The sequence below is a fragment of the Anoxybacteroides voinovskiense genome, from assembly GCF_014196205.1.
GTDB classification, from domain to species: Bacteria; Bacillota; Bacilli; order Bacillales; family Anoxybacillaceae; genus Anoxybacteroides; species Anoxybacteroides voinovskiense.
On sequence record NZ_JACIDE010000008.1, the window covers coordinates 1 to 14683 of the forward strand.

A 14683-nucleotide genomic window follows, 5' to 3' on the forward strand; every position below is an offset into this window, starting at 1 on the left:
TTTAGCATACTGTTTCAGAAAAGGGGAGGGGGACATTCCGAAGGAATTTGCAAAAAAGAAGGCGTTTTATTCGGGGATAAAATGATAATTTACAGGATTAAGTTCGAATAATCATTGTTACCACCATATTCTCTCGGTCTAATATGGTGAACTTCGTAAAAACTCTTAATTATAAATCCATAGTTTTCTATATACCAATCTAAATATTTGTCTCTTTGACTAGTACTCCATTTTACTCGCTGCTCTTTAGGTACCCTATCCCATGTTGTTGACGATGGTTTTTTCATTACTTTTCTCATTCTTGGGTCACGATAATAAGGATATATTACTCCCTTTTTATTCAGTAGAAACTTTTCACTCATTTTTACTTTTTGAGAAGTATATCCCCCTTTGTAATGAGCAGTAATGTGAGTTTTTCCAATCCAGAATTTAGTTGACGTTATTCTTTTCTCAACACAAACGTCTTGGAGTAATTTTACATTATACTTTGTAGTTGACGCAGCTACATCAAATGGGCCGTTCACATCATTTGAACTTAAAAGCGAAGCTTTAACTGTAAAATAATTCGGTCTTAAATTACCTCCTGCTTGTACCACTGTACTACAATGCACAATTGTAGCATTAGTAGTCCCTGCATTCTTTACATAAGTAACTTCCTTAGTGAGAAAATAACCAAGTTGTGGTAGATAAGAAGCAGTTTGGACAGTGTTCCTCTGTTCTTTTGCTACTGCCTGCGAAATATATTCTTCAGTAGAGTAAGTCTCGCCAGTATTGCTATCGACCAGTATTAAATTAGTATCAACATTCACAATTGTTTCCGGTAGAAACATATCCTCCGGATAATCATAAAAGACTTCCTCGATTTCTTCACTTGTATCATCTGGTTTACTACTAGTGAAAGATAAATTATTTGCTGTAACACTATCAGATTGAACTTGTTCTGTCGTACTAGATTCACTGTATATAGTTTTTTCATTTTCAATTTGATGGGTTAAATTGTTAATTTCCTCTTTCACTACCTCTTCTTCAATATCGACGTTTGAAAGCTCATTATATATTTCAGTAGTTTCAGGGAAATCCTTCAATTCGTTAATTTGATCACTAGTCTCTGAGATGTTTTCTTTTAAATCCTCTAATACCTTTTCACCATCTGTAGTTATGTCAATATCTTCATACCCTTCCTCGATCCATCCTTCCTCATCTACAGGTGTATTATCAATCATAGCTTCCTTTTCAGTAATCGGACTAATTGATGAAACAAAGGCCTCAGAAACAACTGTTTCCCCATATTGATCATATGCACTAATCCTAAAATAATAATTATTGCTATTCGCATATTTGGCATCGGCATTAGTATAAAGCGGAGAAGGATTAATATCTAATTCAGTACCTGATCCATCTAAACATAATTTGTACCTACCATTAGCTATGTCTTCATCCCTAGGCCAAATTCCTTTTTCAGCAGTAGTCCAAGTATTTACATTTCCAACATCAATGCTCTCATATTCTTTTCCATTGAATATCCAAACCTTATAACCTGTTGCACCTTCCAATCCCCCCCAAGATAACTCAACTGCCCCTTTTTTCTCGTCATATCCAAAAGCGACACCTAATGGTGTAGCAGGTTTAGGCAAAGGTGATATTTTCGGCATATACGCATCCGAAAAGACCGTTTCCCCTTGGGAGTTATAGGCACTAACGCGAATCCAGTAGTTCGTAGAATTGGCATAGCGCGTACCGGCTTTGGCATAAGTCGAAGAAGGATCGACTGGCAATTCCGCGCCTAGATTATCATTTAGGTGTAGCTGATATCGGCCGTTGCTAAATTCTGTTGGAGTTGGCCAATATTTTTTTCCTTGCGTGGTCCATGACGTCACATTTCCCACATCTAGTGATTCGTAATAAGAACCGTTAAACATCCAGATCTTATATCCCGTCGCACCGCTTACCGCCTGCCATTTGAAGTTGATATACCCAGTTCCATTTCCGTTCGTATAGCTGACTCCGGTTGGAACATCTGGTTTCGCCAAATTCGGAATCGTCGGCATATACGCACCAGATACGGCGCTTTCGCCTTGAGGGAAAATGGCGCTGACTCGGAGCCAGTAGTTCTTGCTGTTTGGATAACTTCCGCCTGAATTTCGATAGACCGGGGAAGGATCGACAGCTAACTCGGTTCCCAAGCCGTCATGATGCAAATCATATCTTCCGGCGCTAATTTCGGAGGCAGTCGGCCAAATTTTCTTTCCTTTTGTGCTCCAAGAAGTCACATTTCCTACACTAAACGCTTCATATGCTTTTCCATTATAAATCCAAACTTTATAACCCGTCGCACCAGGAACTGGATCCCAAGATAGGTTGACATATCCTGTCCCATCTCCATTGCTAAAAACCGTTCCCGTCGGTGCATCAGGAATAGGGATCGTATACGTCACAGACAAATAAGGCTTGTAGCTACTGTTTGTCGTGGAGACAACTTTTTTCCAGTACGTTTGATCGTTTCCATTCGTATGGAGTTTCAATCCATAGTTTGGTTTGGTCCCTGATGCCCACGCTTTGACGGTGCTCGTCACATCAAATTGCGCCCATTGGTCTCTTGCCACATCGACTTTACCAATGTTCGTGGAAGAGGGTTTATTATTCCATGTTAAGGTGCTCGCAGACCATGAACCATTGACCGCATCTAACCATAAGCCGGTTGCTGTTGTTGCATAGTATGAGTGTGTCACATACACGTTGAATGTGGCACTCGTCACATTCATATTTTCGATATTTGATATATCAGGATTTAAAAATCCGTAACAAGTCCCTGTCGTTCCATCATAATAACCGACTTTTAACACATATTGTCCTTGCGCCGAATCCCATTTACTTGATGCAGAACCATAGTTGGTTGTCGGGTAGGCGCTCATGACAAATGCATCGGCAGCAATAGCAACAGAAGTGCTAGGGTCAATATAAACCGGATAGACGCGCTTCGGATCTTTCAACCACTGCGGATCAGCTTTAACCGTTAAAATATACCCTTGATCATCCTGTTGAAGTTCGTATGTTACATGTTCCGAGCGCTGTGCTTCTCCCGAGTGTTCGTCGATATTCGAATCGACCATAAATGGTTTAGGAAGTTCAAATACTTTTTCATTTTCTTTGTTTGTAAATAAAATCGATCCATCGTCTTGAATATTGGCATGCAAATCGGTTTTCAAACGAAATTTGAAAATGTGATAGCCCGTAAAAGAGTGAAGAACTAAATCTTCTTTCGTTGATTCGTTAAATACGATATTTTGCAAGTCTATATTTGGAAAAATATTTTTATGCACAATCTTATTGTCTTTTTTCTTATAAATAGCGGGAACATCTTTCGCTTGAATCGGCTTCAGTCCATTCCCTGATGCTTCTAAAATAGAATAAGAAATGGAATATTCATTATACAGAAATTTTGCATATTCTCCATCCACCATTTTCTTGTAAAAACGAGGTTCCAAAATCGTATTCTCTGCTTGAACATGATTGGGATGGTCGATGAAGAAAGTGGAAACTTCCTCAAATTGTTTTTCGTTCTTTTTCTTAATATGAATCGGTTCAAAGAAAATTTTTCTGGTAAACGTACCATCACCATTGTAATACACTTTCGTATTCTCTGTTCGTTCCCCTATCAGCTCTCCCGGCTTCAAGTTGATGCTAGGCGCTTCTGGTACTTTAAGAGGTGATTGTTTCATCGCATTGTCAGATTTAGAATAGATGAACTCCGCCAATCCCTCCATAGGAATACTCGTAAAAACTAATAAAAATACTAACCACCAAACAAACCATGTTCTTAGATGCCTCATATTTTCTCTCCTTATCAATCCTAAGTTGCCTAATTCGAGCCGCATGAGGAGATTTTATGCTATAAAAAACATACTCGCAATATTTTCCGACAAACAAATTTCGTCATTATTCGACAAAAATCGATTTTATCACTTAACCTTTCAGACAGTAGCGATAACGGTCGTTTTTTTCAATTGTTTTGTACGATCATCCCGCTATGAGAAATGTGAGGAGTAGATGAACAATTAATGATTTTTTTGGAGGATTTGATTACACTTATTCAAGAAAAGTACAATGAAACATTAACCGCGCCTACTGATGAATCCGCCGAGGACAAATCTTTTAGATTGGGCTCCAATTTCGCATATTTTGATGTATTTGATTTGATAGAATCCCAATTGACAATACACGAAATAAATTCTATTTTAGGACTGTGACAAATGTTGCTGCTTTCTTAACTTGTTGACCATGAGAAGCACTCATTTGTCTAGTCCGAACTTTCAACAAACTACAAAAACAAAATTAATCCTGATTCGAAGACATCCTTATTTGATAAAACGATATAAATTCAACAGAGGGATACCAAAATAAGTAAAGCAAAAATTATATTTACTACCATGACAGGGGTTATCATAGGGTTAATCGTTAGTCTTTTATTATTAGTCATAAAAAGTACCGCAAAAGATTTTTTAAAAACATACTCCCTCGATTGGGTTATTGATGTGCTACTCTTTCTTGTATTTATTTTCATTGTAGTGCAATATATCCAAAAGAAAAGAAAAACTTGAAAGAAAGGATGCCCTCATGCGAAGGCATCCTTATTTTTTACTTCTTCAAGTTGTAGAATGTTTTTATTCCATCGTATACTGCTGTTTCACCTAGTTGATCTTCAATCCGAAGCAATTGGTTGTATTTTGCAACGCGGTCTGTGCGTGAAGGAGCGCCTGTCTTAATTTGGCCAGCGTTTGTTGCGACCGCGATGTCGGCGATTGTGCTATCTTCTGTTTCACCAGAACGGTGAGAGATGACCGCTGTGTAACCAGCACGTTTGGCCATTTCGATTGCTTCGAATGTTTCGGTTAACGTACCGATTTGGTTTACTTTAATAAGGATAGAGTTACCTACACCTTTTTCAATACCTTCAGCAAGTTTCTTCGTATTTGTTACAAATAAGTCGTCACCAACAAGCTGAACTTTTTTGCCAAGGCGTTCTGTTAATAATTTATGGCCAGCCCAGTCGTTTTCATCTAAGCCGTCTTCGATCGAGATGATCGGATATTTGTTGACAAGCTCTTCATACCAAGCGACCATTTCTTCTGACGTTTTCACAACGCCTTCGCCTTCTAAATGGTATTTGCCTGTTTCTTTGTTATATAGCTCAGAAGATGCCACGTCCATCGCAAGCATCACTTCTGTGCCTGGTTTGTAGCCTGCTTTTTCAATCGCTTCAATGATCGTTTCAAGCGCTTCTTCATTTGATTTTAAGTTTGGCGCGAATCCACCTTCGTCACCAACTGCTGTGTTGTAGCCTTTTGCTTTTAATACCGATTTTAAGCTATGGAAAATTTCTGCACCCATACGAAGCGCTTCGCGGAAGTTTGGCGCGCCAACCGGCATAATCATAAATTCTTGAATGTCGACGTTGTTGTCCGCATGCGCCCCGCCATTTAAAATGTTCATCATTGGCACCGGCAACGTTTTTGCGTTAAAGCCGCCTAAGTATTGGTACAATGGCATTTCTAAGTAGTCAGCTGCCGCGCGCGCCACTGCCATCGAAACGCCTAAAATCGCGTTTGCTCCTAATTTCCCTTTATTTTCTGTACCGTCTAGCTCGATTAACGTTTTGTCAATGCCGACTTGGTCAGTGACATCAAACCCGATAATCGCCGGAGCGATCACTTCGTTGACGTTTGCCACCGCCTTTAATACGCCTTTGCCAAGGTAGCGGCCTTTGTCGCCATCGCGTAATTCGACCGCTTCATATTCCCCAGTCGATGCACCGCTTGGTACTAATGCACGACCGAACGCACCAGATTCTGTGTATACTTCTACTTCTACTGTTGGATTGCCGCGAGAGTCTAATACTTCACGAGCATATACATCAACGATTGTTGGCATCATTCATCTCTCCTTTTATTTAATAATTAACGTTTTCCCTGTCATTTCTTTCGGTTGTTGTAGTCCTAACAAATCAAGCATTGTCGGTGCTAAGTCCCCTAAAATGCCATCTTCACGAAGCATAATGCCTTTTTTCGTGACAATGACCGGCACTGGATTCGTCGTGTGCGCCGTATTTGGGCTTCCGTCTGGATTCGTCACCTCATCCGCATTGCCGTGGTCGGCGGTTATAATGGCAACCCCGCCTTTCGCCAGAATCGCATCGACGACTTTCCCTAAACATTCATCGACTGCTTCGACTGCTTTAATCGTCGGCTCTAGCATTCCGGAATGCCCGACCATGTCAGGGTTTGCGTAGTTTAAAATAATCGCGTCAAACTTGTCTGCTTCAATTTCTTTCAGCAAAGCGTCGGTTACTTCGTATGCGCTCATTTCTGGTTTTAAGTCGTATGTTGCCACTTTTGGCGAGTTAATTAAAATGCGCTCTTCGCCAGGGAATTTTTCTTCCCGTCCGCCGCTCATAAAAAATGTGACGTGCGGATATTTTTCCGTTTCGGCAATACGAAGCTGCGTTAAGCCGTTTTGCGACAATACTTCCCCAAGCGTATTGTCAAGGTTCGTTGGCTTAAACGCCACGTACCCTTTTACTGTTTCACTAAAATGCGTTAAGCATACGAAGAATAAGTTTTTCGGATGTTTCGGTCCGCGGTCGAACGAACGGAAATCATCGTTTGTAAACGTGTTGGAAATTTGAATCGCCCGGTCTGGACGGAAGTTGTAGAAAATGATCGCATCTTCATCTTGAATCGTTGCGACTGGCGTTCCGTCTTCACGAACGATAACCGATGGCAAGACGAATTCATCGTAAATGCCATGCGCATACGAATCATCAATACATTCCATCGGGTCGCGATACGTTGGCCCTTCGCCATATACCATTGCGCGATACGCTTTTTCCACGCGCTCCCACCGCTTGTCGCGGTCCATCGAATAATAGCGGCCAGATAATGTCGCAATTTCTCCGACGCCGATTTGCGCGATTTGTTCGTTTAACTGCTCAATGTATGTTTTCGCCGTTTGCGGACCGACGTCGCGACCATCTAAAAAGCCATGGATATACACATTTTTTACGCCTTCTTTTGCCGCAAGCTTCAATAAAGCGTACAAATGGTTAATATGGCTATGCACCCCACCGTCAGAAAGAAGCCCGAAAATGTGCAAATTCGTCCCTTTTTCCTTCACGTGGTTCATCGCCGCTAAAAACGTTTCGTTCCGCTCAAATTCGCCTTCACGAATCGCAATATTCACGCGTGTTAAGCTTTGGTAAACAATGCGCCCTGCCCCGATGTTTAAATGGCCGACTTCCGAGTTTCCCATTTGCCCTTCTGGAAGCCCAACCGCTTCGCCGCATGCCGTTAACGTCGCATGCGGAAACTCATTCCAATAGCGGTCAAAGTTCGGCTTTTTCGCCTGCGCCACCGCATTTCCGAACGTTTCCTCCCGAAGTCCAAACCCGTCTAAAATAATTAGTGCTACTGGTTGTTTGCTCATTTTCCTGCCTCCACGAGTTGTAAAAACGATTGTGGTTCTAGGCTGGCGCCACCGACTAGTGCGCCGTCAATATGTTGTTGCGCTAAAAACTCTTGAATATTAGACGGCTTCACGCTGCCGCCGTATTGAATGCGAACCGCATCCGCTGCTTGTTGCGAGAATTTGTTCGCGATCACTTGTCGAATATGTCCGCATACGTTGTTGGCATCGTCTGCTGTCGACGATTTTCCTGTACCGATCGCCCAAATCGGCTCATAGGCGATAACCACTTGCTTCACTTGTTCTTCCGTTAAGCCGGCAAGCGCTTTTTCCACTTGTGCGCCAACGACTTCGTTTGTGCGGTTGCTTTCGCGCTCTTCTAACGTTTCGCCGCAGCAAACGATTGGAATAATCCCGTGTTGAAACGCTGCGAGTACTTTTTTGTTGACTGTTTCATCGGTTTCCGCAAACATTTCACGGCGCTCGGAATGACCGATAATCACATATTGTACGCCAATGTCTTTTAATGCTACTGGGCTAATCTCCCCAGTAAATGCCCCTTGGTCGGCAAAATGCATATTTTGTGCCCCGATTTTTAAGTCTGTTCCTTTCGCTTCTTCTACAAGCCGCTCTAAAAAGAGCGCTGGTGCGCAAACGACCGAGTCGACTTGCGCAGAAGAAGGAATCGCATGTTTTACTTCTGCGACAAACTGGAGCGCTTCTGTTAACGTTTTATGCATTTTCCAGTTTCCTGCAATAATCGGCTTTCGCATCGCTTTTCGCTCCTTTCTTACTTGTCATTTAAAGCAACGACACCTGGAAGTTGTTTACCTTCCATAAATTCAAGCGACGCACCGCCACCTGTCGAAATATGATCCATTTTATCCGCAAGTCCAAATTTTTCGACTGCCGCTGCCGAATCGCCGCCACCGATGACCGTATATGTATCTTTCGCATCAGCGAGCGCTTGTGCAACCGCTTTTGTTCCTTCGGCAAACGCATCCATTTCAAATACGCCCATTGGGCCGTTCCAGATAACAAGTTTTGATTTCAAAATGACATCGCGGTACAATTCACGCGTTTTCGGACCGATGTCAAGCCCTTCCCAGTCGCTTGGAATTTCGTCAATGTTCACTACTTTTTTGTTCGCGTCATTTGCAAACGCATCTGCTACGACTGCATCCACAGGCATATAGAAGTTGACGCCTTTTTCTTTCGCTTTTTCCATGAACGATTTTGCTAATTCAATTTTATCTTCTTCTAATAACGATTTTCCGATTTCATGGCCGAGCGCTTTCACAAACGTGTAAGCTAATCCGCCACCGATAATTAAATTATCGACTTTGTCTAATAAGTTTTCGATAACGCCAATTTTATCTTTTACTTTCGCGCCGCCGATGATTGCCGTAAACGGACGGTCTGGGTTCGATAACGCCTTTCCTAACACTTCAATTTCTTTTTCCATTAAAAACCCAGCAACAGCCGGTAAATAATGGGCAATGCCTTCTGTTGACGCATGCGCACGGTGTGCTGCACCAAATGCATCGTTGACGTATACATCGGCTAGTTCGGCAAACGCTTTTGCCAATTCTGGGTCGTTTTTCTCTTCGCCAGGGTAGAAGCGGACGTTTTCAAGCAATAACACATCGCCTTCATTCATTTCAGCAATCGCTGCTTTCACTGCATCCCCATACGCTTCGTCTGTTTTTACGACACGTTTGCCAAGCAATTCGCTTAAGCGAGCGGCAACTGCCGTTAAACGCATCTCTTCGACTACTTTTCCTTTCGGACGGCCAAGATGGCTCGCTAAAATGACTTTCGCTCCTTGTTCCATTAAATATTGGATTGTTGGCAGCGCCGCACGAATGCGCGTGTCGTCTGTCACGGCACCGTCTTGCATCGGCACGTTAAAATCGACGCGGCAAAAGACTCGTTTCCCTTTGACATCAATGTCGCGGACGGTTTGTTTGTTCATGGAAAGGCCTCCTTTTCATTGTTTTGGCATACGAAAGGGAGTGGGGATCACCCCCGCTCCCCTTTTCGGTAGTTCCAACTATTTATTATAAACCGTTTTGGGCAAACAATCCAAAAAATTATAGGTGTGTTGATTAACCAATAAAATCCAGTTGACATCGCCCTATTTCTAGCTTTTCTGCCGTAGTCGGCAAGCGGTTCGCTTGCCGACTGGTCATGCTGTGCGCATGCCCTTCTCGAACAATGAACGCTTTGCGGGCAAATGTCATTTGCCCGCCGGCGTTCTTGTTCGAGAGAAGAGGCAGAAAAGCTTGTGTTCAGTCATATGATTCTGTGTTTTTTAGTAAAATAATGGATAATCAACACTTGTGAAAAAATTATAAGCCTTTTGCTGCGATGTATGCTGCTAGGTCAACAACGCGGTGAGAGTAGCCTGTTTCGTTGTCGTACCAAGAAACGACTTTTACCATGCTTCCTTCAATAACCATTGTGGAGAGTGCATCAATCGTCGACGAAACAGTAGAACCGTTGTAGTCACGAGAAACAAGCGGCTCTTCGCTGTAAGCAAGAATGCCTTTTAACTCGCCTTCTGCCGCTGCTTTTAATGCTGCGTTTACTTCTTCGACGGTTACTTCTTTTTCAAGCTCTGCGACAAGGTCAACAACCGATACGTTTGGTGTTGGTACGCGCATCGCCATACCGTTCAATTTTCCTTTTAATTCAGGAAGCACGAGCGCCACTGCTTTTGCTGCGCCTGTTGATGTTGGAATGATGGACTCAGCGGCCGCACGCGCACGACGTAAGTCTTTATGTGGTAAGTCAAGAATTTGTTGGTCGTTTGTGTATGCGTGAACCGTTGTCATCATGCCGCGAACGATGCCGAATTTTTCATGCAACACTTTCGCAAATGGCGCCAAGCAGTTTGTTGTACAAGATGCGTTCGAAATGACATGATGGTTTGCTGGGTCGTATTTATCTTGGTTAACCCCCATGACGATTGTAATGTCTTCGTTTGTCGCTGGTGCAGAGATGATCACTTTTTTCGCCCCTGCTTCTAAATGTTTCGCTGCATCGTCACGTTTTGTGAAGCGACCAGTGGATTCTACTACGATTTCAACGCCAAGTTCGCCCCATCCTAAGTTTGCTGGATCGCGTTCTGCTTTCACGATAATTTCTTTTCCATTTACCACAAGGTTATTGCCGTTTACAGACACTTCTGCATCTAATGTGCCGTGTACAGAGTCATATTTTAAAAGATGTGCTAACGTTTTTGCATCTGTTAAGTCGTTTACTGCCACTACTTCAATTTCTGGATTTTTTAATGCTGCGCGAAATACGTTACGACCGATACGGCCAAAACCGTTAATCCCAATTTTCACTGCCATCGATAGTTCCTCCTTTAAAAATCAAAAATATTTATGGTGAGGGATATGATTCCCTTACTAACGCTTTTGCTGCTCCTTCATCGGTGATTAATACCGAGCGCGGCGCTTGTTTCATATACGCTTCAATCGCTTTTGCTTTGGAAGCCCCGCCGGCTACCGCAATGACATGGCGAACATGACGAAGGTCATCGAGCTGAATGCCGATCGTTTGTACTTTATGAACGACATCGCCTGCTTGATTAAAATAGTAGCCAAACGCTTCGGCAACCGCATTACCTGCGATAATTTTCGCCATTTCTTCTTCCGGCGTTTTCCGCCGTTTCGCCATCGTAATGGCATCCCCGATTCCGTGAATGACGATATTAGCGGACTGAATCAGCTGGAGTACTTCTTTTACCGCCGGTTCTTCAATGAGCGATTGATACGCTTCATTGCTTAAATAGTCAGGCACGTGAAGCAGCCGATAGTTCCCTGCCGCTTTTTCTGCCATTTTCGCACAAATCGTATTCGCTTGATTTTCGACGTGCTCTCCCAGACCGCCGCGCGCTGGGACGAACAGTACATCTCCTTGCTTCGGGTCAGCGGTCATCATCTCCGCAACTGCCGCAAGCGTTGTTCCACCTGTAACGGCAACGATGCTATGCGAAGACATTCTTTCTTTCAAGCGGGCTGCACAAGCTCTTCCCATTTCTTTTTTCACCCAAGGAGAAAGGTCGCTATCCCCTGCTACGACGATAACCTCCTCAATAGGAAGTATGCGCTTTAGCTTTGTTTCCAAGTCTTTTAGTCCTAAAATTTCTCGCATCACATCTTCGAGCGTTTGCAACAGTTGCTCTCCATCCGGCGTTACGACCATTCCTGTTGAACTGATGGAAAGCAAGTTTTGTTCTTTTAAAAACTGCACTTCCGCCCGAAGAATACGTTCGCTTATTCCGATGTTTCCAGAAAGCGTCCTTCTGCCAATGGGCTGCATCAACCGAATATATTGCAAAATGCGGTATCGCTTTTGCATAACATCGAGAAGATCAGGTAATAATTTTTTTTGTGCATCAATCAATGGTCGCAATTCATTTCCCTTCCCCTTGTACAAACTAGTTGGACTTAAATCGTCCCTGTGTGACTTATTATGTCCCGCTTGTGCAAAAAAATTACTCCTGCCCTACATGTTTAATTGTAACAGGAGTATTGGCGATGTTCAACTATTCATTCGCTCAAGCAAACGCTTTCTTATGAATTCTTTGTGAATACGTCCGTATGCCAGCTCTTCCCCGTCTACTTCAACCACTGGAATCATGAGCTGGTATTTTTCTAACAATGCGTCGTCTTTATAAATATCGATTTCATTGATTTCAAATCCATATTCCTGTTGCAGCTCTTGCAACACCGCTTTCGCTTTTTCGCAGAGCGGGCAATCGATTTTCGAATAAAGAGTTACAATCACTATTTCCACCTCTAATACCGTTTTCGTTTCGCGGATGAAGGAATGTGCAGCTGCTCGCGATATTTCGCCACCGTTCGTCGCGAGATGGCAATGCCGTACGTTTCACCTAATAAATCGGCAATGGCTTGATCTGAGAGCGGATTATGTTTGTTTTCCGTCTCAATTAGTTGCGTAATAAGCGCTTTCGTTTTTGCCGCCGATGCTTCTTCCTCGCTCATCGAGGAGAGCGAACTTGTAAAGAAACGGCGCAATTCGACCGTTCCAAACGGCGTCTGCACGTATTTGTTTTTGACTGCACGGCTGACCGTCGATTCGTGAATGTTCAATACTTCCGCCACTTCCCGCATCGTCAACGGCTTTAACGCTGCCAATCCTTCCGTTAAACATTGTTTTTGTCGATCCATTACTTCTTTTGCCACGTCTAGAAGCGTCTGTTTGCGCTGTTCTAAACTTTTCGCTAGCCACGAAAATTGGCGATATTTTTCTTTTATAAAGAAGCTTGTTTGCTCATCGCAGCTGTCAGCCATTTTTTTCTCATAAGCGTAATTCCAGCGAATTTCTGGGAGGAACTCATCGTTCAGCCAAACGGATACGTCTTCTCCGCGCCGCTCCACGATCACATCAGGCACGATAAAATGCGGGTCGGCTGCTGTATAATGGCTGCCTGGACGAGGTTCAAGCGTGCGAATAAAATCCCATATTTGCTGCAAGTCAGATACGCCAATGCCTAATTGTTTCGCCAACACCTTCCACGCTTTTTCCGCAAATGCGACGAAGTGTTTTTCAACCACTTTTTCTGCTAACTCGTTGCGGACAGGCAGCCGTTTGAGCTGTAGCAACAAGCATTCTTGCAGCGACCTTGCGCCTACTCCTGCCGGTTCAAGCGACTGCAGTAGCTGCACTGCTTCTTCTAATTCCGCTTCTGAAATGGCTAAGAAAGCAGCTGTGTCGCTCATATTAATGCGCAAATATCCGTCTTCGTCAAGGGAGGCGATTAAATAGTCAACCACTTTTCGTGTTCGAGAGGGCAATGACATCGTATGTAGCTGGTTGGCTAAATACGCTGCTAACGTGTCGGACGGTTTGCTGATGTTTTCTAGCCAATTTCGTTCTTGTTTTGTCATCGTCCGTTTAGGTGAACGAAGCGGTTTTCCTTCTTTTATTTCTAGAAAAGGATTTTCCAACGACTGTTCATATAAAATCGAACGCAGTTCAAGCGCAGAATATTGAAGCAACTCAATCGCTTGCGCCAACTCTTTTGTTAACGCAAGCTTTAAACGTTGTTCTTGCAACAATTCAGCCCTCATACTTAGTCCCCCTTCTCCCCTTATTGTACACTAACATCGAAACGACGGGTATGGAAATGAAATGTAAGCGCTATTTTGCTTATATATATTCATTGAGCGCATAAAAAAAGACCTGCTGCATCGTTCGCAGCAAGTCTTTTATGAAGTACTCCAAAAATAAAATAGGGGAGGTTTTTCACTAACTCCCCCACCAGTGTTTCGTCACGCCCTCGGCAGGATTCGAACCCACGCTAAGAGAACCGGAATCTCTCGTGCTATCCACTACACTACGAGGGCACAATGTTCAGTTGCATATTCAATTATACTCAAGACACTCCCGTTTGGCAAGAGGAAAATATGCGTTTAAAAAATGGAAAAGAGGGTATGATGGAAAAAGGGATACGGTCGAACGGTGGCGAATATATTTAGGTAGAAGGAAAAACGCTTTTTGTTTGACCTTCATTGACCAATTATGTATCATAAAAATACATACGATTTAGCCAAATTGGCAAAGGAGGAAAGCTTATGAATTTAATCCCTACAGTTATTGAGCAAACGAGCCGCGGGGAGCGCGCTTATGACATTTACTCCCGTTTATTAAAAGACCGCATTATCATTTTAGGAAGCCCAATTGACGATCATGTCGCGAACTCGATCGTTTCCCAGCTTTTATTTTTAGCAGCCGAAGATCCAGAGAAAGACATTTCGCTGTATATTAACAGCCCTGGTGGGTCGATTACGGCTGGAATGGCAATTTACGATACGATGCAATTTATTAAGCCAGACGTTTCGACGATTTGCATCGGCATGGCGGCATCGATGGGTGCTTTCTTGCTTGCGGCAGGGGCAAAAGGAAAACGGTTTGCTTTGCCAAACAGCGAAATTATGATTCATCAGCCGCTTGGCGGGGTGCAAGGGCAAGCGACCGAAATCGAAATCGCTGCGAAACGCATTTTGTTCTTGCGCGATAAATTAAACCGCATCCTTTCCGAAAATACTGGCCAGCCAATCGAAGTCATTGAGCGCGACACAGACCGCGACAACTTTATGACTGCTGAAAAAGCAAAAGAATATGGCTTGATCGACCGTGTATTGACGCGCGTTGATGAAAAATAAAAGAAATCGGCTGCTCTCTTTTG

General features: G+C 43.2%; 10 protein-coding genes, 1 tRNA gene and 1 pseudogene. 1 reads left to right on the forward strand and 11 read right to left on the reverse strand.

The features are described from left to right. Positions 1-1760 precede the first annotated feature (1760 nt). From GGR02_RS17895 to GGR02_RS07030, 11 genes and pseudogenes are all read right to left on the reverse strand, one after another. Positions 1761-3110, reverse strand: a pseudogene (locus tag GGR02_RS17895) (DNRLRE domain-containing protein); the annotation flags it as partial. A 1525-nt stretch (positions 3111-4635) separates the two neighbouring features. Further along, complete coding sequence (eno, locus tag GGR02_RS06990) at positions 4636-5928, reverse strand: phosphopyruvate hydratase (protein WP_183184022.1); 1293 nt, start codon at positions 5926-5928, stop codon at positions 4636-4638. 15 nt (positions 5929-5943) lie between these two features. Continuing rightward, the gene (gpmI, locus tag GGR02_RS06995) at positions 5944-7479 is read right to left on the reverse strand and encodes a 2,3-bisphosphoglycerate-independent phosphoglycerate mutase (protein WP_183184023.1); all 1536 of its coding nucleotides are present in this window, start codon (positions 7477-7479) and stop codon (positions 5944-5946) included. Then, positions 7476-8231 carry a triose-phosphate isomerase gene (gene tpiA / locus GGR02_RS07000; protein ID WP_183184024.1) on the reverse strand — a complete coding sequence of 252 codons (756 nt, stop codon included), beginning with the start codon at positions 8229-8231 and terminating at the stop codon, positions 7476-7478. The genes gpmI and tpiA overlap by 4 nt, the downstream gene beginning before the upstream one ends. Positions 8232-8248: 17 nt before the next feature. Beyond that, entirely contained in the window at positions 8249-9433 is a 1185-nt protein-coding gene (locus GGR02_RS07005) for a phosphoglycerate kinase (RefSeq protein ID WP_183184025.1), read from the reverse strand. Positions 9434-9566: 133 nt separating this feature from the next. Further along, positions 9567-9701: a hypothetical protein gene (locus GGR02_RS17475; protein WP_260175000.1), complete on the reverse strand. Its 135-nt coding sequence runs from the start codon at positions 9699-9701 to the stop codon at positions 9567-9569. A 108-nt stretch (positions 9702-9809) separates the two neighbouring features. Then, entirely contained in the window at positions 9810-10817 is a 1008-nt protein-coding gene (gap, locus tag GGR02_RS07010; protein WP_183184026.1) for a type I glyceraldehyde-3-phosphate dehydrogenase, read from the reverse strand. A 31-nt stretch (positions 10818-10848) separates the two neighbouring features. Further along, the gene (locus GGR02_RS07015) at positions 10849-11883 is read right to left on the reverse strand and encodes a sugar-binding transcriptional regulator (RefSeq protein ID WP_183184027.1); all 1035 of its coding nucleotides are present in this window, start codon (positions 11881-11883) and stop codon (positions 10849-10851) included. Positions 11884-12012: 129 nt separating this feature from the next. Beyond that, positions 12013-12258, reverse strand: a complete 246-nt coding sequence (locus GGR02_RS07020) for a glutaredoxin family protein (RefSeq protein WP_183184028.1) — start codon at positions 12256-12258, stop codon at positions 12013-12015. Positions 12259-12269: 11 nt separating this feature from the next. Further along, positions 12270-13565 carry an RNA polymerase factor sigma-54 gene (rpoN, locus tag GGR02_RS07025; protein WP_183184029.1) on the reverse strand — a complete coding sequence of 432 codons (1296 nt, stop codon included), beginning with the start codon at positions 13563-13565 and terminating at the stop codon, positions 12270-12272. 204 nt (positions 13566-13769) lie between these two features. Continuing rightward, positions 13770-13841, reverse strand: a tRNA-Arg gene (locus tag GGR02_RS07030). A gap of 228 nt (positions 13842-14069) precedes the next feature. On the opposite strand from GGR02_RS07030, the gene clpP reads away from it, so the two are divergent. Then, positions 14070-14660 (forward strand): ATP-dependent Clp endopeptidase proteolytic subunit ClpP, encoded by a 591-nt coding sequence (gene clpP, locus GGR02_RS07035; RefSeq protein WP_004892507.1) that lies wholly within the window; start codon positions 14070-14072, stop codon positions 14658-14660. Positions 14661-14683: the final 23 nt, after the last annotated feature.